Below are 23,727 nucleotides of genomic sequence, written 5' to 3'. Positions count from 1 at the left end.
ACATTTTCCCTGTTCGTCGAAAACAATGTGGCACCCCTATGATCAGGACGGTAACGACAATAAAGGAATGTCATTCCCACTGGCCATCATCCTTGTTTTGCTCCGGTGCACCATAGAATCCCAGAAGCCGTATTTGTACGGCGCCATAACAAGCAGGTCGGCATCGATCGCTTTTATTTCATCCTGGATGGCATCTATTATTTTTCGCGACTGTACGTTCTTATAATAATAATTGATGCCTGCAAAGTTCTTGTCGATCGCTGCATGTTCCGCTTCTTCCGCTTCCAGTAACTCGTTTATTTTGTCTTTAACATACAACACTTCGACTGTAGCGCCGAAAGCCGTTGCCAGTTCATGTACATTCTCTAGCACCATATCGCCTACACCTTTTTCCATATCACAGGCAAACAATACTTTGTGAAAGCCGTGGTATTTGGTGGTAATTGGAATGGCAAGTATGGGGAATTGCAGCTTATGAATGGCAGAGGTGGTAGTGTTGCCCAACAGGTCCTGTTCAACCGATTTACTGGCCATGCCCATTACTACCGCTACCGCCTCAAACTGGTTGATACAATTTACCAGGCTTTCGTAAAAATTACCCGATGCAAGATGAGGTGTCACTTTTACATTATATTTTTTCGCAAGCGCCTGCGCCGCCTTGTTCAGGTTGGCATGGTAAATTTCGAGTATTTCGTCTATGGCGTTACCCGACACCCGGGCATTTAAAACATGGATCGAAATTTCGCTGTAGTTAAAAAGGATCAGTTCGTGGCCCTGTTCTGCTGCTACCGCGGCGGCAAAATCAGCTGCATTCTCAGCTTCAGCCGAATAATCGGTAGCGACGATTATTTTCTTCATAAAAGGAGGGGATTGTTTCCCGATAAAAACATCAGCAAAAGGAAATTGTTGAGTGTATTTTCGCATTTTCACCGGATTCTAATTTTATGTTGAAATTAGTATCAATACGCCCGGCTTCATATGATCTTACTCATACACGCAAATGATGCTGATTTGTTTTCATTCCCGAAAGTAAAAACTCACGCGTAGCTTGCATTATTCGTAAATAGTAACGAATCAGTAACATATTTCGAGGATATGGGAAAGAAGCAATTATTGAGTTGCTTGCGTTTAAAAATTCAATTCTCCATTACACAATATGTGAATTTCACTTTCTCATTAAACACTCTTTTGAAGCTCTATTTCTGGCATTTCATCATAAGTGCGGCCATTAAGGATACGACCATTAGCTCTCTTGCTCCTCCCTCCCCACTGTTTAAAGAAGAAAGCAACTTTAGCTTTTCTGCATTGTTCTTGAATACTCAATACCCAATCGGGCTCCATCGGGCGTGGCTTTATTCCGCTTTCCCCGCCCACTATTACCCAGTCTATTTTTTGCAAGTTTAGATTCCCTAATGGTCCTATTAATGGCTCCAATGATAGAAACTTCACCCTTGCATCTGTTTGTCGAAGAAAATCAATCCTGCTTATTACTTTCTCATTTTCAACAGATACCCCCATCCAAATGTTATGAGTCCAATTTAATTCGGTATGCAATTCCAATAATCTTTCTGCACGCTTGGTTAATACCTGAAATACATGCTGGGGATTATCATTCATCACCTCGAATACCCTTTTAATAAACGACAGGGGAATATCCTTATGAAATAAATCACTCATAGAATTTACAAACACCAACTTCGAGTGCTTCCAGGTGTACGGTATTTTTAAGGCATCCTGGTGTGTCCGAACTTTGAAATTGTCCTTATATTTCTCGACTCCCATTGCCTGTAATCGCTTAGACATAATTTCAGCATAACAATATTTACATCCTGCCGAAATCTTGGAACATCCAGTAGTTGGATTCCAGGTCATTTCAGTCCATTCAATACTTGATTGTGCCATTTCATATAAAATTTATGGAAACCTTTTTATTTTCATCTTTAAAATACCTGTAAGCGATATAAAAAGCGCCTTTTCTTGCTTTTACACCATTCGCCATCGTAACTTCCAATTTGCCATTGCATTGCCAGTTATAGAGAACCTCATTTGTATGTTTAGGCAAAAAGCCCTGTCTTAATGTAAAGACATAAAGTTCGCCGTTACAACGCTCTTGCTCAGATATAAACTCCTTTAGCTTTTCTTCTAAGGGGTTAGTTTTATACTCATGGAATAAACTTGGTCCATTCCCGGCATAATCCCACCCTTTGCCCTGCTCAGTGTCTATTTCCCATTTTGCTTCAAGCATTTTTTCAAAACCCTTTATATGAGAAGTAAAGAAGAACAAGCAAAAAACAGTGCTTGCATCCTTTTGGATTGTAAAAGTGTCTACAAAAAATCTATCTCCCAAATAACTTTGAAAGCCTTCCTTTAACTTTCTTATAAATTCCCATACATTTCCAGGTTTCCACTCACCAAAATTTGGCACAATTTCTAAAATAAAATCTTTCAGCGCTTCCGGGGTGCCATTGTTTGCAAATCGATACATAAATTGGGTCGGCAACCATAAAAGAACTTCGGCATTACCATTCGCCATCAAATTTTTAATCTGACTTGCCTTTATGTGTTTGTATTCATAAGGATCTATAAAAATAAAAGCCTTTTGATTTTGAGATTTGAGCTTAGGTAATAAGGATAAAATGTGTTCGTATAGGACCTGATAATCATTCGTAGAAAAATTTATATCTCCAAATTCAGGGTAAAATAGCGATTTGTCATTTAGCACATGGGTTACTTTCTCTACTTTCTTAGGATCAATGTCATTAAAATGACAATCTATTTTCGGAAAGTTTATCGTCTTTGCTACGTTTATGAAATGAATATCTTTTACCCTTCTCATTATCACAAGCGGACTTCCTTCACCCCCGTTTTCATAAACTCCTTCCCCACAAAACATATCAAATACTTTTATCCTGGTTGTATACTTGTCATTACTTATTATATTCAAATACCTGTCCAGATATTCTCCAAGCAATCTAACCTTAGCTTCAGAATGGTTAAGCAAATTCTTTTTAGTGTCTTTTTTTGTCATGTTTTGGTTATTGACATTTGTGACTTAAAACCCTATGAAGAAAGCTTTCTACCCGGCAATATATTTATTTAAACATTTCCGTTGCCCAATACCGGTACTGTGCCAAACGGCATAGTATTCACAATCTTTGCCTGCAAAAAAGATCCATCCATTGTTATATTTTATTTAAAGCTAATAAGTAAATGCCATTTATTTTAGCATTTTTATCCACATTTGCGCATTTTTTTAGCAATATCAATAATGAATTTATACTGGAAACAATGGATAAAACTTCACTAATATCACAGCAATATCGCAAAAGTGTTTCCCCTACACTCTGCTCAAATAATAAAAAATATGGAGATCATTCACTTTCTCTGTAATCGTTGTACCCCTTGATATCAACCCAGTCTCCTTCGCCTGGTTGATCAGCGATACAATATTGCAAACCTGAACTTTGCAACAGGGGGCTGAACGATGTATTTAACGGTGAGCGTACAGACAGGAACCACACTTGAGGCATCAGATGGTGGTTTGATATGGCGTCAAGTGACAAAGCGGATTATAATCAATACATTCTTCCGATATTTAAAACCACCCCGCCCCTGATCTCGAGTATCCGAAGGGGTGATGTGTATACCTGGGCAACTTTATGCTGATGTATATCCTGGGTGCTGACGTTGATGAATTTCACCATCAGCGGTTTGCCGCCCGTATCGGGGATCTCCTGCTCGTCTTTTAGGTGTTTGGTATTGATGTAATCGAGTTTGCCGCCGTAGATGGTGTTTACGCTGAGATCTATCTTCACCGGGCCGTCTCTTTTACGTCTTGAAAATACAGAAGGATCAATCTGGAAACCGGCGCCTGCGCCCCAGTAAAAAGTTTTATCGTTGATGATATTTTTCTTATCGAGCGGCTTGCAGCCATCGGGATCATTGGGATCTTCGATTGCGATATTGCTATAAAAATTATACAGGCCTGCTTTTGCACTTACGTAGGGAACTATCAGCCTGTTATCATTCAATAACTGGTACCTGGCCTGTACATTGGCGTTAAACACATTACTGTTATAATTTACCGGCACCACGGTGGATGTGTTGGCATCGAAGTTAAAGGTCTGTTCTATCTTTTTATGAGCATACATGCCGGCGCCCAGTTCCAGGCCTACCGACAAATTCCTTAACTGGTTAGGCAACCGGTATAAACCGCCTATATGCAAACTATGTATCGCCTGAATATTGCGCGCCATTTGCTGCTGAGGTAAACCCAGCCCGTAGTCGATAAGCAGTTTAAAATTTTCATTGCCTGAGGAACGGCTGCTGACCGTCTGACTGCCGGCGCTAAAACATAATGAAGAACCAATGAAGAAGAGTGTAAATATTTTTTTCATAACAGTAGTATTTGGCTAACAGAAATGGAACACCCCTATAAAGTTACTCTTCTCCCCCACCGGAATGAAATAATTGGTGTTAAAAATCCGGCAATATTGTTCAATGTTTTCAAAACCCGTTGCCACCAAAAAAATGGACAAGCCAACATTCACCTGGCTTGTCCAACAGATTAATATGGATGAAATTATAAATACTTATTTTTTCAGGAACTTCTTGGTAATGATATTCTGTCCGTTATACCACCTGATGGTATAAACACCGGGCGAAAAACCGCCTACGTTGACCCTGCTTTTATTTCCTTTGATCCTGGCTTCCATTACCTGGCGGCCCAGGTTGTCGAAGATCGCCAGGCGCACATTTTCATCAGGATGCCCGCCTGTTTCCAGAATTATTTCCTCATCGGCCGGTGAAGGATACAGCCTGATGCGGTCGTCATTGCCGCCCAACGGTTCGGCACCTGTTGTTACATCGACGCGGCTGCCACCTGAGGTAAAAACAAAATGATTCAAATTCAGCAGGTAGCCGCTGGTAGTGCCTGAAAACACCAGGTACAGATCGTGCACCCCGGTAGCCCCGCCGGCCGACGTGTTGACGGTTGTCCAGTTTTGCCAGCCACCCGTATTGCCAACGTTACAACTGCCGATCTGCGTTCCGCCCGCCGCATCGATCCGCAGCTTTATGGACGATGTCATACTGCGCACGCGCTTGCGAAAGCAATAAAATATACATTACAAAAAACAGGAGTTTTTTCCCCGTTGGGGAGAATGGCAGATGCTTTCTCATACGGCTTGTTTTAATGGTGTGAAATAGGCAGCCGCAATCGTTTTAACGGCTGTCATAAATCTATTCAATACAAGCCACGATGGGGTTCGTTAATTGGTCAATTAGGTTTAAAAACAAGTATTTTATAACCGGCGCTCAATTATTGGCGTTGGGGCGTGATTATCAATTCATCGCATGCTTCTTGAACTCCAGCGGCCGCATGCCCACCTGTTTTTTGAACAGGCGCGTGAAATAGGAAGTATTTTCAAACCCCAATCCATAGGCGATCTCCGCAATGCTTTGGCCGGAAATTTTTATCTGGTTCTTGGCTTCAGTGATCAACGCAATATGGATCAGGTCCATGGCCGTTTTGCCCGTTTCCTGTTTTAACAGGTCGCTGAGGTACCGGGGCGACATATACAATTGTCCGGCCAGGTCCTGCACGGTAGGTAATCCTTTTGTATGCAGATGCCCCGCTTCAAAATAACTGCGCAGGGCTTCATTGAATTTCGTTACCGTTTTGCCTGAGAGGTCCATGCGGTTGATGAACTGCCGTTTATAGAACCGTTGCGAATACATCAATATAGATGCAATATGGCTAAGGATGATCTCGCGGCTGTACTCATCGGGGTTGTTGTTGTTCTCCGTTTTTACCTTCTGGTACAATTCCCAGATGATGGTTTCCTCCTTTGGTGAAAGATGCAGCGCTTCATCGGTCTCATACTCGAAGAACCCATATTTCTGAATTACCTTATGCAGCTCATGCCCGTTAAAATAATCTTCATGGATCCAGATCATAAAACCGGCTTCCTCAAATTCGAGGTTCGTCATCTGAACGATCTGGCGCGGTTTTACAAAGATCATCGACCCGCTGGTATGATCGTATTGAGTACGGCCATATAAGATCACCCCTGCTTTCAGTTTTTTGAATCCGATCAGATAGCAGTCGGTAGTGAATTCCTGGCCGTTCAGGGGACAGTTTTCAACACAATCAACAACGCTGATCAATGGGTTCTCGGGCAATGGCCAGCCGGCGATCCGGTGCAGGTCTGCAGGTGTTTTATAATGTAACATCGGGAATGATTTTATAAGAACAAAGCCTGTGTCAAATGTAAGTTTTCTTAACATGTCACAGGCTTTGCCGTTCTGTTTATTATTAACCGTGGGCAGCGATACTTACCTCTTTCCATTCGTCAAACTCCTTCAACCTGCCTGCGTATACCTCTTTTACACCATGGTAGGCAATTTTGCCAAGCAGTAACCGCGCCGGCGGATTGGCCTCATCTACCACTTTCAGGATCGGCGCAACTGTCGCTTCCGGTTTACCCCAGATTTCAGGGCTTTCAGCCGATTTGAAGAACGCGTCGCGTACGGGTGCATAATCGGTAATATCGGCGGTGGTTTGACTGGCAGACGCGCCGGCCCATTCGGTACTGTACCCGTTGGGTTCTATCAGCGTCACTTTTATGCCGAGGTGCGCCACTTCGCTGGCCAGTGTTTCACTCAACCCCTCTACCGCGAACTTAGATGCATTGTACACGCCTAAAACCGGTAATGTAGTGAGTCCCAAAAAGCTGGATACCTGAATGATGTGACCGCTTTTCTGCGCCCGCATCACCGGCAGCACCGCCTGGGTAACCCATAGCAAACCAAAGAAATTGGTTTCCATTTGCGCCCGGGCCTGCTCTTCGGTGGTTTCTTCCACGGTACCGAACAAACCATAGCCGGCATTATTAATTAGAACATCTATGCGGCCAAACTGTTTGGTAATGCTTTTAACCGCCTCTGCGCTCGCCTGTTTATTGTTTACATCCAGCTCAACAGGCAGCATGTTGCTGCCATAGGTGTCAACCAGGTCCTGCAAGGCAGCGGTATTGCGGGCGGCGGCAGCCACTTTATCGCCCCGTTTTAAAAATGCTTCGGCCCACAGTTTGCCGAACCCTCTCGATGCACCGGTAATGAAGATAACTTTTGACATGATTATAAGTTTTATTGTTATTCCTTATTTGACATGTCAAAGCTACCAGCGCCCGCGCGGCAGAAATAACCCATTTGTAGGGAAGAATAGCACGGAATTACGTGCTTACCGGTTCAATAACTTCATGAACGTTTCAGGATAGCGGGTGCCTGAAACGATACCCGCCGGCATAATAGCGTCAATGCTTTCCAGGTCTTTCGGCGTAAGCTGCACGTTTTCAGCGGCAATGTTCTCCTCCAGGTAGGCTATACGTTTGGTGCCCGGAATAGCTATGATATCTTCTCCCCCTGCCAGCACCCAGGCAAGCGCCAGTTGGGAAGGCGTACAGTTCTTTTCAGCGGCCAGCGCTTTGATCTTTTCCACCAGTTCAAGATTTTTATAAAAGTTCTCTCCCTGAAAACGCGGCATATGCACCCGGTTATCTTTCAGGTCATCCGGTGTTCTGATCTCTCCACTTAAAAAACCCCTGCTAAGCGGAGAATAAGCCACCAACCCGATACCAAGTTCACGAATGGTGGGGAGCACTTCCGCTTCAATATCCCTGCTCCAGAGCGAATACTCTATCTGCAGCGCCGTAATGGGATGAACGGCGGCGGCCCTCCGGATAGTGGGTGCTGCTGCTTCAGAAAGCCCGATGTAACGGATAATGCCTTTTTGCACAAGGTCGGCCAGGGCGCCAATAGTGTCCTCAACAGGCACATTGGGGTCAACCCGCGCCGGTGTATACAGATCGATATAATCCGTTTTGAGCCGCTGCAGGCTGTACAGTACAGCATTGCGAATGTAATCAGGGTGACCATTAACTGGTCCGATGGTCATTGACCCGTTGGGGCCGGGTGCAAGCATCATTCCCGTTTTTACTGAAAGAAAGGCTTTGTCGCGTTTGCCCCTGATAGCCCTGCCTACCACTTCTTCGTTATGACCCGTGCGGTAAAAATCGGCAGTGTCTAAAAAATTATGTCCAAGCTCGAGCGCCCTTTCAATGGTAGCAATGGAGGTTGCATCGTCCGATTGCCCGTAAACACCCGACATGCCCATACACCCCAGGCCTATGGCCGATACCAACGGTCCGTTTGTTCCGAGTTTCCTGTTCTTCATTTTTATTTTTTTATGTGCACGAATCTCTGAAGAACAGGTAACAATGGGCCGGACAAAACATATTAGTTCCCTGACAAATCCTGAACGAACACGGTGATGGTTTTACCGGTTACTTTTTTGAATAAGCGGGCGAAGTATTCGGGATCGTTAAAACCTAAGTCGTAGGCCAGCTGTTTAATGGAACTTTCTGAATAGTAGAGCCGGCGTTTTGCTTCGAGTATAAGGCGGTTGGTGATGAATTCCTTGGGCGAAAGCCCCGAGTAATGTTTAACGATGTTGTACAGGCTATTGGTGTTGAGGGCGAGCGCTTCCGCCAGCTCTTTGATCGTCGGGTGATCGATGAGCTTGTTCTCTACATAGATCTTAAAACTGATGTATTTGGAAAGCTTTTCATCTGCCGGGTTGGGGTCATTTGCAAAGTAAGCGGCATTGATCTCCGTTAACAGGCTATTGAGGTGCGCGAGAATAAGTGCGGGATCGGTGCTCATTGCGCTTAACAGATCAAGCAGTACTTCAAAGATCGACCTCAGTCTTCCCGCAGCGGATGGCGTAAACTTAATTTTCTGATTATTTAACGGGTTGATAAGAAAGGGATATTGTTTCGGCAGCAACGACAAACAGTTTTCGTCAAAACCAAGTTTGTAATAATCAGTGCCCTGTTTTGTTAATGGCAACTGGTGGATCTGATGCGGGACAATGAAAAGCAGTTCGTTATTTTTTATGTCGAACTGCTGCAGATCGACGCCGTGGTGTGTGAGGCCATCGAGCATAAAAATAAAAAAGTAGTGTGGTTTGCGGTGGGTTAAACCATAACAATACACCATTTCGGGCGGCAGCTGGCCGAAGGTGGGTGAAATGAGCCTGATGGAGAGTTGGTGGTTTTGTTTATGAACATCGAGGAACTTTTCAATGGTCTGCATAAAGTAAAATTAGTAAATTAAAATTGCAGGGGGTGCGGGGCTTCTTTATTGATATATATCCACACTTGTCGCTTTTACCCCCCTTATAGTCACAAACACCCCTCCCCGGGCATGGCATTGTTACCGAGATTTGTATCGTTAACAAAACATACGACATGAATAAGTATATCAGAACCAGTTTATGGATCATTATGGTGGCGGTAACAACATCCTGCCGGCAGGGCACTACAAACGAACAAAACACTTCAACCTCATCAAAAGACACGGCTGCCGCTCAAAACATAAAACCGGTTGATACCGGTTATGTAGCGGTAAACGGTTTAAAAATGTATTACGAGGTGTATGGCAGCGGCAAACCCATTGTACTGTTGCATGGCTCTTATATGAACATTCCTTTGAACTGGTCGCACATCATACCTATGCTGAAAGACCGGAAAGTAATAGTAGCGGAAATGCAGGGCCATGGCCGTACAAAAGATATCAGCCGGGAACTTAGTTATGAAGGCATGGCCGACGATGTTTCGGAACTGCTCAAACATCTTAAAGTAGACAGCGCCGACATACTCGGTTATAGTATGGGCGGTGGCGTTGCTTTTCAGTTTGCGGTACGGCATCCGGAGCAGGTACGCAGGCTGGTGATCTTATCGGGCACTTATGCCCACGATGGCTGGTGGCCCGATGTGGAAGCGATGTATGCTACTTTCACCCCTGATGTGTTCAAAGGTTCACCCATACAAAAACAATATGATAGTTTTGGGAACGACCCGGCCCGGTTTGCTGATTATGTAAAGAAGGTCATCAGTATCGACCTTAAACCGTACGACTGGTCGAAAGAGGTGAAGAAGATCCAGGCGCCCCTTTTCATTGCCATTGGCGATGCCGACGGCGTACGTTATGAACATGCACTGGAACTGTTCCGCGCCAAAGGTGGTGGTAAAATGGGCGATATCCATGGAATGCCAAAATCACGGCTGGCCATTATTCCCGGCACCACGCATATTGGTATGATGCAACGCGGCGGCTGGCTGATACCCATGATCACCGATTTCCTCGATGCAGACCTGAACGCCCCGCCCCCAACGTTTTGATCAGTTACACCGGTCACTATTAACTTATAAAACAAAAAGTCATGCAAAAGATCATTCCGCATTTATGGTTCGATAAGGAGGCCAAAGAAGCCGCACAGTTTTATACATCCGTTTTCCCCGGATCGACGATCACACACACCAGTGTGATCCGCAATACCCCGTCGGGCGATTGCGACTTCGTAAATTTCGAGTTGTGGAATTATAAATTTATGTCAATCAGCGCCGGGCCATACTTCAAATTCACCCCGGCTATTTCCTTCATCGTAAATTTCGATCCACTGCTTTTCGGTTCCTCACCCAACCCCGAAAATGCGGCCCGGGAAAAGATAGATGAAGTATGGAATAAACTGATCGATGGCGGAAATGCATTGATGCCCATCGGCGAATACCCGTTCAGCAAACGGTATGGCTGGGTAATGGATAAATACGGCTTAACGTGGCAACTGATGCTTACCGATGCTGCCGGCGAACCACGCCCGCCCATCATTCCTTCCCTGCTGTTTGTAAAAGATAAATGCGGCAAGGCCGAAGAAGCGATCAATTTTTATTTATCCGTTTTCAGGAACACACAGGCCGGCTCGCTGCACCGCTATCCCGCCGGGATGGAGCCCGATAAGGAAGGCAATGTTATGTTTGCCGATTTCAACCTGGAAGGAAACTGGTTTTCCGCTATGGACAGCGCCCGCCACCATCATTTCGATTTCAATGAGGCGGTGTCTTTATTGGTGAATTGTAACGACCAGGCTGAAGTTGATCATTACTGGCAGCAATTATCGGCCGTACCGGAGAGTGAACAATGCGGCTGGTTGAAAGATAAATTTGGCGTGTCGTGGCAGATCAGTCCTGCTATTATGAACGACGTGTTCACCAACGGTTCCCAACAACAAATAGACCGGGTAACACAAGCGTTCCTGCCAATGAAGAAGCTCGATATTGCCACACTGAAAAAAGCGTATGAAGGGAAAGGATAGTTCTTATTTACGGGGCATGGCAAGGCCCCGTTCTTTTTTCATTTCGCCGATAGCGGTGAACTCGGGGTGATCGCCTTTCGGCTCATAAAGTACTTTTATATGATCGCTTGTGCCGGCATTGTTTTTAAACAGCATATTATCATAAGGGAAACATATAGAATAATCTATATTTACAAGCAATTCAGTGTATGCCCAATCAACATCGTATAAAAATTGATCTTTCCCACCCCAATGCCCGCAATGCGGAAGCTTTTCTGAATTCCTGGGAAGAACCATTCCTGGCCGAAGAAAATGGCAATAACCAGTTGGTATTTCGCTCAACGGTGTCCCAAACAAAGGTTGAGCTGTTTTTCTTTGATTCATATGCAGCAGCCGATGCGTATGGAATGAAACATTATAACCCCGATACGGAAAAAAGAAGGTGGAGCCTCAATGGCGCTATGCTGTTTGTAATAAGCGGCGAAGATGTTTATAAACTGCAAAGTTTACTCAGCCACTTTGCCGGAAGGGAATAAACCACGCAAATACTGTGTAGACATTATTCTACAAGAATGATGCAACAGGTACCGGTTATACATTGCCAAAGCTGGTAACGTCAATGGATGGTGAGCCATAGGTATAATAATTTCTATACCGTAGGTATGACCCCGAGGCAATTATTGAAACCTGTACTTGTTTTGAGCGCCGCTGTTCTTATTGTGGCGATCCTGGTGTATGCCAAACCATTTTTACTGCCCCTCACTTTTGCCGGCCTGTTATCAATGCTGCTGCTGCCGGTGGTAAAATGGCTGCAAAGGAAAAAGGTGCCGCATATTGCCGCCATCCTGCTCAGCATCCTGATGCTGGTTGCTTTTTTTGCAGCGGTTTTTCTTTTTACGGGCTGGCAGGTTTCGAATATTGCGCAAAATAGCGCCGGGCTCGAACAACAGCTTACGGCTAAATACAATGCCGTGCGTGAATTCATTGCCGAAAAGGTTGGCATTTCACCGGAAAAGCAAAAACAATTTCTTGAAAAACAACAGGCTTCAACTTCGGGCACTGCCGGTTCGTTCGTGACCGGTATCCTTACTGGGATCTCGGGGTTTCTTACCAACGCCCTGCTGACCCTCGTTTACATTTTTCTCTTCCTTTTCTTCCGGGGAAAACTGAAAGGTTTCATTGTGCGGATGGCGCCGCATGGCAGGTCGGCTGAAGCAACGAAAACCATGAACGAAGCGCAAAAAGTGTCGCAGCAATACCTCACCGGTCTTTTTATGATGATCGTTTGCCTGTGGATCATGTATACCATCGGCTTTACCATAGCCGGGGTTAAGAACGCGCTGTTCTTTGCCATCATCTGCGGCCTGCTCGAAATTGTGCCCTTTGTGGGCAACCTCATAGGCACAGCGCTTACGTTAGGAATGTCGCTTATGCAGGGCGGCAACTCAACGCTGTTGATCGGCATAATTGTAACCTACGCGGTTGTACAATTTCTTCAATCGTATATTCTGGAACCACTGATCGTGGGCGCTGAAGTACAAATAAATCCATTGTTTACCATCGTTGGCCTTGTTGCCGGCGAGGTGCTCTGGGGCATCCCGGGAATGATCCTCGCTATACCGTTGATGGGAATAACAAAGATCATCTGCGAACATGTGGAGCCCCTTAAACCTGTTGCCTTCCTGATAGGTAATGATAAAAAAGAAGATAAGGGACTAAAAAAGAAAATAAAGACCTTTTTCCATAACAAAAAAGCCGCACTAAAAAAAGGTAAGTAGTTCCGTTCAAAAAATCCTAATTGGTGTAGAAACCGTTTGATGCCAGGGGTGCAGGCACATTTTTTTCGCCCGGCAACTGCTTTATATTTATTTCAATGTTACGCGCAATGGCAGTAACCGGCGTATCGCCTGGCCAGGGAGCTCTTACTGCTGTTGGGCGTTGCAAAGAACAGGCCGGGCGGAAAATGCAAAGTGCTGCCGGCCCAAAAAACAACGAAGCCACCCTGATTCAACCCGGGTGGCCTCGTTTATATTCGCCGACTATAAATTACTGCTTATCTATCTTATACAACCTGCCCTGGTCGGTGATGGCGTACAACGCTTCATCAGTCCCCTGGGTAACATCCCTGAAGCGCTGGCCTTCGCTTTCCAGCAATCTCTCCTCTCCTACTACTTTGTTATCCTCGAGCACCAGGCGGGCGATATGGGTACCGCTCAATGCGCCAATGAACAGATCGTTCTCCCATTCAGGAATACGGTTGCCATTGTAAAACGTCATGCCGCTGGGTGAAATTACAGGGTCCCAGTAATATACCGGTTGCTCCATACCGTTTTGCTGCTGAATGGGCGGATTACCGATGGGTTGTCCGCTATATTCTATCCCGTAAGTAATAACCGGCCAACCATAGTTGGCGCCGCCTTTTACCCGGTTTATTTCATCGCCGCCGCGCGGACCATGTTCGCTTTGCCATAATTCTCCGGTTTCAGGGTGTATGGCTATCCCCTGCGGGTTCCTGTGACCGATGCTGAATAGTTCAGGCAACGCACCCGTCTGGCTGAAGGTCGGATTTCCCGGCGCCGGCGCTCCGCTGGTGGTAATGCGGATAATTTTTCCCAATGCAGCCGTTACCGACTGGGCCAGTGGCCGGGTAGCTAAATCTGAGCGTTCACCTGTGCTTACGAACAGGTTACCGGTTTTGTCGAAAAGGATACGGCTACCGTAATGCAGTGTGCCATTATATGCGGGAATGGCACGATAGATCACCGTTGCATTCTCGATGCTGGCCTCATTATCAGCCAGCCTGCCTTTGGCAACAGCGGTGACCGTACCGCCTGATACATTTTCAGAAAATACCCAATACACCATCCGGTTCGAACTGAACTGCGGGTCGATACACAAACCTAACAGTCCGCCCTGCCCGCCGGCATTGACCGCAGGCAGACCGGTTATGGGATTACTTACCGCGCCGGTATTCGTAACAATACGCATTGTACCTGCTTTTTGCGTGATCAGCAACCGGCCATCGGGCAGGCTGGTGATGCCCCAGGGCGATGCCAGCGATGAAGTGAGTACCGTTGCCTTATAAGCGGCGGAAGTTTTAACGCCATTGACGCGGGTTTGGCCGGTAAACGCGGGCGCATACGTGGTATTGGCCGGCTTTGTCTCCACGGGTTTACCTGTTGACGGCGACTCGGGTTTTTTATCTTTATCATCCTTATCACAGGCATTCAACACAGTGAATGCAGCTGCAAGGCTGATAAACCAGGAAAAAGATTTCATGAACTTCAATTTTTGGTGGTTAAATCAGAGTTTCCACTTCATGATAAAAAATCGTTCCAGAGATCTTCTTTAACCAATAAAAATTATCACATTGTAGTTAAATCACCGGGCGCATCAATCATATTAAATATAACAGCCATCCGTAAACACTACCCGCTAATTTCAATGATCTTATCGTTATTGCCATTAGATGTACAGAGATACACTTTTCCCTGGGGAGAAATACAAAGATCGCGCAACCGGCCAAAATGGCCCCTTAAATAAATGGTAGTATTAATAACGTGCTCACCGGTAGCATCAAGCTGTAATTGCCATAACGTTTTATCCTTTAGTGTGGCCAGCAGCAATGAGTTTTTCCATTGCGTTATAAGATCGTGGTTGTAGTATTCCAGTCCGCAGGTGGCCACCGTGCCCCGCCCGCTGCTCCACAAAGGTTCTTTTACATTTGCTTCCTTACAAAAACGGCCCTCATCGACATCACAGGGGCCCAACACCAGCGGCCAACCGTAATTACGTCCTTTTTCGATAATGTTTATTTCATCCTCAACGCCCGCACCGTGTTCAGAAGAATACAGCATTCCGTTGGCCATCACCAGTCCCTGCGGATTGCGGTGCCCATAACTCCACACCGGGTCGCCGGGTACCGGATTATCGGCAGGAATACTTCCATCGATATTCAGGCGCAGCACTTTGCCACTGAGCGAATTTGTTTTTTGCGCAGCGGCCTGATCGCCTGCCTCACCGGTTGTCATGAAGATCTTTGGCGCTGCTTCGTTAGTGATCCATAAGCGGGAGCCGTTATGTTTGCCGGAAGCGGGAATGTCATCCAACAGCACAGTTGCATTGGTAAGCGTATTGTTACTGTACGTATACCGCACCAGTTTTTCTTTATAACCGTCGCCGTTATCATAATTGTAAACAAGGTATATAAAGCCGTTGCCGGAAAAAGCCGGATGCAGCGCCATCCCCAGCAGTCCGCCCTCGCCCATCGGCAGCACTTCGTCGATCATAAACGAGAACTCGGTATTTCCACTGGCGGGGTCGATGCGTGACACACGGCCAATCCTTTCGGTCATCCAGATCTTACCGTCACTGCCCCACACAATTTCCCAGGGGAACTCCAGTCCTTCTTTTACTACCCGCGGTGTTTGCGTAAGCGAGCCGTTAATTACAACCGCCTTCTTTTTGCATGAAGCAACGCCGCAAAAAAGCAGTACCGTCAGCATTCCTGAAAAAAAGTATTCTTTTTTCATACACACCATTTTTACTTCCGTGGAAATAAATACAACTGGAAGCCCAAACCAAACCTAATTTCGTTTATCGCGTCTTCATTGTCCGATCGCAGCAATGCATCATATTTAATGATGCCTTCTATCGATGCATTCTCCCTGATAAAATAAGCGAAGCCGGGACCAACGCCCAGATTGATCCCTGAAGACGAAACTTCCGCAATGGTAGAACCGGCATAACCGGCGGTTGCTTCTATGAACAACCGGCTTGTGCCTGATAAATTACCATCGTTTTTGCCAACATAGTAACGGGCCAGCGCACCTGCCTGATAGATCCATTCAATGGCTACCTGGTACGAGCGGGCCAGCCCCAGGTTGGCATAACCGCCAACGGCAATACCGTTCCTGATAAATTTGGCTATTTTAGGCGACAATAACACGTTCAGTTCACCGGCTTTATCCGTTTGCACATAGCCGCCGATCAAATTACCACCCCACATCACAGTGCCTTTACTGAGTTGTGCGTTGGCAGCAGCAATGGTGCAAACGAAGGCGATTATGGCCAGCGTTGATCTTTTCTTCATAGCGAGGTGTTGATGGTTCGGAGGAAACTTCCCTGTATAAATTTAAGAATAATCTTCCACCCATTAGAAAGCAATGGCTTATACGTACGGCAGGGCTTGCCGGAAACCTGTAAGGGAAACTGGCAGGGCCGTATACAGCAAAGTGGCAATGAATGCTGCTACCTAAAAAGCGCCAATAAGAAAATGAGTAAACAATGGCTACGTGGAGTAATGCGTAACGGAATAAGGCTTAATGTAAAAAGCATGCCGTGTAACATTTATTACAATTAATGATAACGGTTTAAACAATGCCTTCTCGTGTTATACAGGTGAACCTGGGGTCAGTAATTCAATGTTACTGTAAATTTCTGATACAAAAAATTACCTGTGCGGCAAAATTTAAAATACCCACATTAAAGAATGGGAAGTCATGAACCAATTTAAATTTTGGTGAATGTCAAATTAAATTATAATTTGACCGGGCTTGCTATCACGAATTTATGAAATTGAACGAAACTGCTCCCTGGTCCGATGAGGTGCTTACTGGCCTGATAAGGCAGGGCGATGCTGTTGCCTTTGAGGCGGTTTATAATAAATATGCAGCGCAGCTTTTTCATGCTGCCCACGCCATTCTGAAAGACCGCCCAACCTGTGAAGACATTGTACAGGAACTATTCACCAATCTTTGGGTAAAGCGCAAAAGCCTCCATATTCACCATCTCAGATCATACCTGTTCACCGCTACAAAGAACAATGTGCTCATGACCATTCGCTCAGGAAAGATAAAGGTTGCACTGTGCGACCTGGAAGCGCTCGTGGCACAACATACCGCTTCAGATAATATAGATGCAAAAGAACTGCAACAATGCATCGACCGCAACGTAGCACAGCTGCCCGAAAAATGCCGCACCATTTTTATGCTCAGCCGCGAAGAAAAACGCTCGCACAAAGAGATCGCCAGCCAGTTGAACATCTCCGCCAAAACAGTTGAAAACCAAATGACCATTGCGATGAAACGCCTACGATCTTCCCTGAAAGACTTTTTATCCTTCTTCCTGTGATCTATTTTTTATTTCGCTTTGGGGGGTACCGCCTGTTCCTGCATCTTAACTAATAACGTAATGAAAAGAAAAAGCAAAGAACACTCAGATGACAGCAGGCTGGAAAACCTGGTAAGCCGCTATTTCAAAAAAGCCGAAGAAACCGGTGTTGAAAGCAGTGGCCACTTTGACGGCCAGGGCGTTTTCCAATGCATTAAAAATAATATTGCAGCTAAAAGAAGACGTGTAATCCTATTCAGCGTTGCCGCTGCTGCCGCTGTTCTTGTACTGTTGCTGGGCAGTATTGCGCTGTGGCAACAACATACGGCCCAACCTCAATATGTTGCCATGCTGGAAAAAACAACCGGTGCGGGTAACATTGCGCAGGTACAGTTGGCAGATGGTTCAACCATCTGGCTCAACGCAGGCAGCACGGTCCGGTATCCTGCCGCTTTTGCCACCGGTAAGCGCGAAATATTTTTGGAAGGCGAAGCTTTTTTCGAGGTAAGTAAAGATGCTAAAAGGCCCTTCCTGGTACATACGGGAAACATTATTACGCATGTACTGGGCACCTCGTTCAATGTAGCCACCTGGCCACAAAACAAACAGGTATCGGTTACCGTACTCACCGGAAAAGTAAGTGTGGGTAACCACCAGCTTACTCCGCGGCAACAGGCCACCTGCAGCCAGGATGGCAAAACGGTAGCATTCTATGAAAATATTGATCCCGGCGAAATCACCGGGTGGAAAGAACATAAAATTATATACAACAATAAAAGCCTGTTACAGGTAGCAGCATCGCTTGAACGGTGGTATGGCATAACCATCAGGCTCCATGCACCTGTTGCCGATTGTATCGTTTCTGCCGATTTTACCGGCGAACCGGTTGCAAACGTAATGACCGTACTGGCACGGTTGGTAAACGGGAAGGTTGAACGAAAGAACGGCAGCTACCATATTACAGGTGAAGGTTGTAGTAATTGATCCAAAACGTATAACAGAACCGCGTATAAGAGACCATAGGCCCTAAACTGCTGCGCCCCTGCACTCATGGGGGGATTACGATTGTATACACTTTAATGTTTAAAAATTATGAAAAGAGCTCTATCTGCAAAGAGTAGAGTATGTCCTTCTTTGTCCCTAACCAAACGATGCTGCGCCATTGCAAGAGTATTACTGCTATTGATTGTTCCGCTACTGCAGGCATCCGGTGGTTATGCACAGGATATACTTCAAAAAGAGATTTCCATCACCCTCAAAAAGAAATCGCTCGATGCGGCGCTCCAGGAGATCTCCGCCGTATCAAAAGTAAAATTCGCCTATCCCAATAGTTTAGTGAAGCAGGACGGCACCATCTCGAGGCAGTACGTCAATACCCGTTTGGTGCATATCCTCGACGACCTGCTGGAACCCGGCAGGCTAACCTATGAAGTGGTAGGCAACATGATCGTTATAAAAAAAGCGGTACAGGCAGCGGCGCCCGTTAGCGCCAGCCAGGAAAAAATTACCGCCAGCGGTATCGTTGCCGACTCAGCCGGCCGGCCGCTCAATGGCGTTTCGGTTATGGTAAAGGGTAACGCCGCAGGCGCCCGCACCAACGCAAATGGTGAATTCACCCTGCAGGTACCTGTGGGTGCCTCGCTGGTAATTTCAATGATCGGTTTTACATCGGAAGAAGTTACGGTAAAAGACCGGCAGCCCCTCCACATCACCCTGCTCGACAACAGAACGGGGTTGAATGAAGTGGTGGTGGTAGGTTTCGGTACCCAGCGTAAGATCACCCTTACCGGTTCAGTAGCTTCCGTACAAACCAAAGAACTGAAACAGTCGGCCGTTTCCAATTTGTCAAGCGCACTGGTAGGAAGATTACCCGGTCTTATCGCCCGCCAGCCAAGCGGCGAACCGGGCGCCAATGGGTCTACCATCTGGTTGCGCGGCCAAAGCACCTACTCGGGCAGCAGCGGCCCCCTCATCATGATCGACGGGGTACCGCGCGATGGTTTTGAATTTATTGACCCCAACGAAGTGGAATCAATCACCATCCTCAAAGATGCATCGGCCACTGCGGTATACGGGGTGCGCGGCGCCAACGGCGTAGTGCTTCTTACTACAAAAAGAGGAACGGTAGGCAAACCCACCGTACAATTCAATATAGAATCGGCGGTGAACACCCCTACCCGGCTGCCTGAATACCTGAACTCGGTGGATTATTTTCGCTATTACCGCGCCGGGCTTATCAACGATGGCCGCCTCACCGAAGCACAACGGTATACCGATGAATACATTTCGCGGTACGACCGCAGTATCGACTGGCCGGCCGACCTGGAGTATGAATACCTGTACCCGAATGTGAACTGGATGGATTACATGTTGAAAGAAAGTTCGTGGCGCAGCACGGCCAATGTGAACGTAAGAGGTGGTACCGATAAGTTCAAATACTTTGTATCGGGCTCCTACTTCACCGAAGATGGCATTTATAACCACGACAAGACCATAAAGGATTATAACATCCAGGCCAATGAAAAAAGATTCAATTTCCGGTCGAATATCGATATGGAGATCAGTAAATGGTTCAAGGCCGAACTGGGTCTTAGCACCATCGTTCGTTACCGCAATTACCCGGTGCCCACCGCCGGCGATTATTTTGTTTCGCTGAAAACCACCGCGCCGTATGAAATGCCTGTATTCAACCCCAACGGTTCCATTGCAGAACCTACCCGTGGAAACAGCAACCCGTATGCGCAGCTTACCCAACGCGGATATAAAAGAATGCTAAACTCGTACCTGCAGGGTACCCTCGGCATTACCGCCAATCTTAGCTTTATAACAAAAGGGCTTACCGCACGCACGCGCTTCTCTTACGACGCACTGGCCAATGGCGGGTACGAACGTGCGAAGAATTACTGGTCGTTCCTGTATGCCGGCAACGGCAAATACGACCAGGTAAAACAGGGACAGGACTTCCTTAACTATACCCTCATCAATGATCACTGGCAAACACAAATAAACCCGGAGTTTTATCTCAATTACGACCGCCGTTTTGGTAAACACGACATTGGCGCCATGATCCTGTACCGGTTGAAAAATGAATCGCGCCGCGCCGGTAATGCGGTTGATGCCCTGCCCCGCAGGGAACAGGGACTGGTTGGCCGTATCGCTTACGGGTACAATGAAAAGTATTTTGCCGAAGCCAACTTTGGCTATAATGGTTCCGAGAACTTTATGAAGGGGCGGCGCTTCGGTTTCTTTCCTTCCTTTTCAGCCGCATGGGTCATCAACCGCGAAGACTTTATGAAAGAGGTATCATGGATCGATCTGCTGAAGATCAGGCTTTCGCACGGCATGGTAGGTAACCAGGACCCCGGTACCCGTTTCGCTTACCAGAGCCAGTGGAACCTGGCCGCAGGCGGTTATGTTTTCGGCACAGACTACCAGAACAACCAGGGCGGCGCCCTGGAAGGTAAAACCGGCAATGCGCTCACTACCTGGGAAACAGCCCGCATGACCAACTTTGGCCTCGACTTCAATATGCTGAACAACCTGTTCACGCTCACCACCGATATCTTTTATGAAAAACGCACCGGCATTTTCACCACCTCCTCCCGCATTACCTCTGCACTGATGGGCATACCCGCAGGCAATTTACCTACTATCAACGCAGGCATGGTGGAGAACCGGGGTTTCGAAATAGACCTTAAACACCAGAACCGGCTGAGCAAACATTTTACTTATTTTATCCGCGGCAACTATACCTATGCACGCAACAAAATTCTCGATTACCTGGAGGAACCTACCTCTGACCGGCCCTGGCAAACCCGCAAGGGACGCATGCTATCCGACATTCAAACCTATGTGGCTACCGGTTATTTCCAGAGCGCCGAAGAGATCGCCAAAGCCCCTTCACAAACATTCTTCGGCACCGTGCAACCTGGCGATATACGTTACCAGGATGTGAATGGCGATGGCATCATCGATTCTTACGACAGAACATTTATAGGTAAAAACTCAGAGCCAACGGCTATCATGGGCGCCTCAGCCGGATTCTCCTGGCGGGGATTCGATCTCAGTGTAATGTTCCAGGGCGGTTTCGGCCGCTGGTTGTTTACCGACGGCTCCACCATGTTCGGCACCAATTACGAGTTCAGGCAACTGATGTATGAACCCGGTACCGATTACTGGACGCCCGAGCGGCCAAACGCTGCATACCCCCGCGCCATGAGCCAGAAAACACCCAACAATACCGAACGCAGCACCCATTACCTGCGCAACGGTAATTATGTAAGGCTTAAAAATATGGAGATCGGTTATTCCATTCCGCCACGGCTAATCCGGCGCCTGGGCATGACCAATGTGCGTATATACACTAACGGTAATAACCTGTACACCTGGGATCATGTGAAACTCTTTGACCCCGAAGAGAACTACGGCTCCCCTACCTATCCGCTTATGGCAACCTATAATTTCGGCATCAACGTCGGATTTTAACCGTTTCAATTACTATTACTATGAGAAAGTTGAATACCTATATGCTGCTGCTATCGTTCGCCTTTATGATGGCGGCCTGCAGCAAGTTCCTCGATGTAATACCGCGTGAGTTTCACCAGGAAGAAGATCTTTTCACCGATATTAAACAGGCTGAAAAAGAAGTGGCGGTGTTGTACAGCCGGCTGCCCTGGGATTTCAATGCCAATGACGGCACCAACGGCACCCTGCTTTCAGCCGGCAGCGATGAAGCCTATCATAACTGGGACCAGAGCGATGCGCGTTTATTTGAACAGGGCGCCTGGAATCCGCTCTCGAACCCGTTGAGCAATTATTATGTCACCTTTGAGAATGTACGCATCGCCTGGCATTTTCTCGAAAACATCGACAAGGTGCCGGTACTGGAAGAAAGGATCAGGCAGCAGTACCAGGATGTAGTTATTCCCCGCTATAAGAATGAAGTCAAATTCCTGCTGGCTTTTTATTATTTCGAGTTGTTCAAACGGTATGGCGCGGTGCCCATTATCGACCGTTATTATAAGATAGCAGAAATGAATGAACTGCTTCAAATAGAACGACGGCCGGTGAACGAAGTGGTGGCATTTATTGTGAAACTCTGCGATGAGGCAGCACCCAACCTTCCATTAACCTATGAAGACGACCCCAACGAAGTGGGCCGGGTTACCAGGGGCGCAGCACTTGCGCTGAAAGCCAAAACCCTGTTGTATGCCGCCAGTCCGTTGTTCAATGGCGGTGAAGTTGACGGCCAGCCCATTACCGTAAACGGAAGAAATGTAAAGACTACCCTGCTGGCGGTAACCAACAGTGACGGTACACCGCTGTTCAACCAGCAGTACGATGCCAATAAATGGAAGCTGGCTGCAGACGCAGCGCTGGCAGTGATCAACCTGGGCCGGTACACTCTGCACCCCGTTCAGCAGGAATTATTTTATAAAAGGAATTTCACCGAGGTCATCTGGCACAAACAGGGCCGGGCTTTCGATGCAAACGCCTGGGACCGCAACCTGATGCCTAACGGTACTGATTATGGCAGCTCGGGTTCGCTGAGTATGACCAATGCCATGATCAACTCGTATGAAATGAAGAACGGGCTTCCGCCCGATGATCCTAATTCGGGGCACCTGCCCGACAGATGGGTTGACACTTCGATGCGCGTGTTCCGCGACCGCACCTGGAAAACCGCCAATGTACGCATAAGGGGCATGTACCATAACCGCGATCCCCGTTTTTACACCGATGTATATTTCAATGGCATGCCGCTGCTGCACCGCAACGTTATTACAGAGTATGTAACCAATGCCGGCAGCAACAACGACGGCTGGGGCAATAAAACGGGCCAGAATACCCGAACCGGTTATTATGTGCAAAAATGGGTTGACCCCACCCAGAACCCGCGCGACCGGCCCAACACCAATATGCGCAACTTCCCTATTTACCGCCTGGCCGATGTATACCTGTGGTATGCCGAAGCCATGAATGAGTTCCAGGATGCGCCCGACAATGAAGTATACCGGTATCTCAATGAAGTGCGCAACCGCGTAAAGATGCCCGCGTTGCCTGTTACCGGCCGGGCCGAAGACCTTACGAAACAGGGTATGCGCCAGCGCATTCGTAATGAACGAAAAATAGAGCTGTCAATGGAAGGGCATCGCTTCTTCGACACCCGCCGCTGGCTCATTGCGCATACCGCAGAGTGTACCGAGTTGATGGGACTTAACATCAATGCCGGCGGTGAGAATTTTTACAAACCAGCACCGGTTCGCAGCGGTTCAAGAGTGTTCAACATCCATCATTACCTGATGCCCATACCCACGGTTGAGATCACCAAAGCGCCCGGCGTACTGGTACAGAATTATGGCTGGGAAAGATAAAATTTTTAGAGCACCATTTGCCGGTTGGCGGGTGGTGCTATTCTTATT

21 protein-coding genes are annotated in these 23,727 nt (G+C 47.0%); 8 read left to right on the top strand and 13 right to left on the bottom strand.

Translation table 11 applies throughout. From position 1 onward, the window contains the following. Positions 1-42: 42 nt before the first annotated feature. The 9 genes from A4R26_RS00320 to A4R26_RS00280 all read right to left on the bottom strand — a co-directional run bounded on the left by A4R26_RS00320 (position 43) and on the right by A4R26_RS00280 (position 9,156). The gene (locus A4R26_RS00320) at positions 43-858 is read right to left on the bottom strand and encodes a universal stress protein (protein WP_081159396.1); all 816 of its coding nucleotides are present in this window, start codon (positions 856-858) and stop codon (positions 43-45) included. Between the two features lie 318 nt (positions 859-1,176). After that, positions 1,177-1,902: a DUF5131 family protein gene (locus A4R26_RS00315; RefSeq protein WP_081158475.1), complete on the bottom strand. Its 726-nt coding sequence runs from the start codon at positions 1,900-1,902 to the stop codon at positions 1,177-1,179. 1 nt (position 1,903) lies between these two features. Further along, the gene (tcmP, locus tag A4R26_RS00310) at positions 1,904-3,028 is read right to left on the bottom strand and encodes a three-Cys-motif partner protein TcmP (RefSeq protein WP_081158473.1); all 1,125 of its coding nucleotides are present in this window, start codon (positions 3,026-3,028) and stop codon (positions 1,904-1,906) included. Positions 3,029-3,575: 547 nt separating this feature from the next. After that, positions 3,576-4,397 (bottom strand): outer membrane beta-barrel protein, encoded by an 822-nt coding sequence (locus A4R26_RS00305; RefSeq protein ID WP_081158471.1) that lies wholly within the window; start codon positions 4,395-4,397, stop codon positions 3,576-3,578. A 195-nt stretch (positions 4,398-4,592) separates the two neighbouring features. Further along, complete coding sequence (locus A4R26_RS00300; RefSeq protein ID WP_081158469.1) at positions 4,593-5,090, bottom strand: carbohydrate-binding protein; 498 nt, start codon at positions 5,088-5,090, stop codon at positions 4,593-4,595. Positions 5,091-5,343: 253 nt separating this feature from the next. Then, complete coding sequence (locus tag A4R26_RS00295) at positions 5,344-6,234, bottom strand: helix-turn-helix domain-containing protein (protein ID WP_081158467.1); 891 nt, start codon at positions 6,232-6,234, stop codon at positions 5,344-5,346. An 82-nt stretch (positions 6,235-6,316) separates the two neighbouring features. Next, positions 6,317-7,138: an SDR family NAD(P)-dependent oxidoreductase gene (locus tag A4R26_RS00290; RefSeq protein ID WP_081158465.1), complete on the bottom strand. Its 822-nt coding sequence runs from the start codon at positions 7,136-7,138 to the stop codon at positions 6,317-6,319. 105 nt (positions 7,139-7,243) lie between these two features. Beyond that, on the bottom strand, positions 7,244-8,236 hold the full coding sequence (locus A4R26_RS00285; RefSeq protein WP_081158463.1) for an aldo/keto reductase: 993 nt from the start codon (positions 8,234-8,236) through the stop codon (positions 7,244-7,246). Positions 8,237-8,298: 62 nt separating this feature from the next. After that, positions 8,299-9,156, bottom strand: coding sequence for a helix-turn-helix domain-containing protein (locus A4R26_RS00280; protein ID WP_081158461.1), 858 nt, complete (start codon positions 9,154-9,156; stop codon positions 8,299-8,301). A 155-nt stretch (positions 9,157-9,311) separates the two neighbouring features. Between A4R26_RS00280 and A4R26_RS00275 the strand changes: the two genes are divergently transcribed. Together A4R26_RS00275 and A4R26_RS00270 are read left to right on the top strand one after the other, a co-directional pair. After that, the gene (locus A4R26_RS00275) at positions 9,312-10,244 is read left to right on the top strand and encodes an alpha/beta fold hydrolase (RefSeq protein ID WP_081158459.1); all 933 of its coding nucleotides are present in this window, start codon (positions 9,312-9,314) and stop codon (positions 10,242-10,244) included. Between the two features lie 41 nt (positions 10,245-10,285). Further along, positions 10,286-11,215 carry a VOC family protein gene (locus A4R26_RS00270; RefSeq protein WP_081158457.1) on the top strand — a complete coding sequence of 310 codons (930 nt, stop codon included), beginning with the start codon at positions 10,286-10,288 and terminating at the stop codon, positions 11,213-11,215. Positions 11,216-11,218: 3 nt separating this feature from the next. Here A4R26_RS00270 and A4R26_RS35780 read toward each other — a convergent pair whose 3' ends face one another. Continuing rightward, positions 11,219-11,350 (bottom strand): hypothetical protein, encoded by a 132-nt coding sequence (locus A4R26_RS35780; protein ID WP_278248395.1) that lies wholly within the window; start codon positions 11,348-11,350, stop codon positions 11,219-11,221. A 53-nt stretch (positions 11,351-11,403) separates the two neighbouring features. Here A4R26_RS35780 and A4R26_RS00265 point away from each other — a divergent pair, with 53 nt between their 5' ends. Both A4R26_RS00265 and A4R26_RS00260 read left to right on the top strand, forming a co-directional pair. Beyond that, positions 11,404-11,730, top strand: a complete 327-nt coding sequence (locus A4R26_RS00265) for a hypothetical protein (protein ID WP_081158456.1) — start codon at positions 11,404-11,406, stop codon at positions 11,728-11,730. Positions 11,731-11,856: 126 nt separating this feature from the next. After that, positions 11,857-12,972: an AI-2E family transporter gene (locus A4R26_RS00260; RefSeq protein WP_081158454.1), complete on the top strand. Its 1,116-nt coding sequence runs from the start codon at positions 11,857-11,859 to the stop codon at positions 12,970-12,972. Between the two features lie 268 nt (positions 12,973-13,240). On the opposite strand, the gene A4R26_RS00250 is transcribed toward A4R26_RS00260, so the two are convergent. The 3 genes from A4R26_RS00250 to A4R26_RS00240 all read right to left on the bottom strand — a co-directional run bounded on the left by A4R26_RS00250 (position 13,241) and on the right by A4R26_RS00240 (position 16,286). Continuing rightward, positions 13,241-14,473: a PQQ-dependent sugar dehydrogenase gene (locus tag A4R26_RS00250; RefSeq protein WP_081158450.1), complete on the bottom strand. Its 1,233-nt coding sequence runs from the start codon at positions 14,471-14,473 to the stop codon at positions 13,241-13,243. Positions 14,474-14,622: 149 nt separating this feature from the next. Beyond that, the gene (locus tag A4R26_RS00245) at positions 14,623-15,726 is read right to left on the bottom strand and encodes a PQQ-dependent sugar dehydrogenase (RefSeq protein ID WP_081158449.1); all 1,104 of its coding nucleotides are present in this window, start codon (positions 15,724-15,726) and stop codon (positions 14,623-14,625) included. Between the two features lie 11 nt (positions 15,727-15,737). Continuing rightward, a complete protein-coding gene (locus A4R26_RS00240) occupies positions 15,738-16,286 on the bottom strand; it encodes a hypothetical protein (RefSeq protein WP_081158447.1) in 549 nt (182 codons plus the stop codon). Positions 16,287-16,765: 479 nt separating this feature from the next. Between A4R26_RS00240 and A4R26_RS00235 the strand changes: the two genes are divergently transcribed. The 4 genes from A4R26_RS00235 (at position 16,766) to A4R26_RS00220 (ending at position 23,679) form a co-directional block, all read left to right on the top strand. Beyond that, entirely contained in the window at positions 16,766-17,326 is a 561-nt protein-coding gene (locus A4R26_RS00235) for an RNA polymerase sigma-70 factor (protein WP_081158445.1), read from the top strand. Positions 17,327-17,386: 60 nt separating this feature from the next. Then, on the top strand, positions 17,387-18,289 hold the full coding sequence (locus A4R26_RS00230; protein ID WP_081158443.1) for a FecR family protein: 903 nt from the start codon (positions 17,387-17,389) through the stop codon (positions 18,287-18,289). Between the two features lie 108 nt (positions 18,290-18,397). Next, on the top strand, positions 18,398-21,790 hold the full coding sequence (locus tag A4R26_RS00225; RefSeq protein ID WP_081158441.1) for a SusC/RagA family TonB-linked outer membrane protein: 3,393 nt from the start codon (positions 18,398-18,400) through the stop codon (positions 21,788-21,790). 20 nt (positions 21,791-21,810) lie between these two features. Then, positions 21,811-23,679 (top strand): RagB/SusD family nutrient uptake outer membrane protein, encoded by a 1,869-nt coding sequence (locus A4R26_RS00220; RefSeq protein WP_081158439.1) that lies wholly within the window; start codon positions 21,811-21,813, stop codon positions 23,677-23,679. Positions 23,680-23,727 lie beyond the last annotated feature (48 nt).

Origin of the sequence: Niastella populi, assembly GCF_002078015.1 — a bacterium.
Taxonomy (GTDB): domain Bacteria; phylum Bacteroidota; class Bacteroidia; order Chitinophagales; family Chitinophagaceae; genus Niastella; species Niastella populi.
This window is presented reverse-complemented; position numbering and strand designations above follow the sequence as displayed.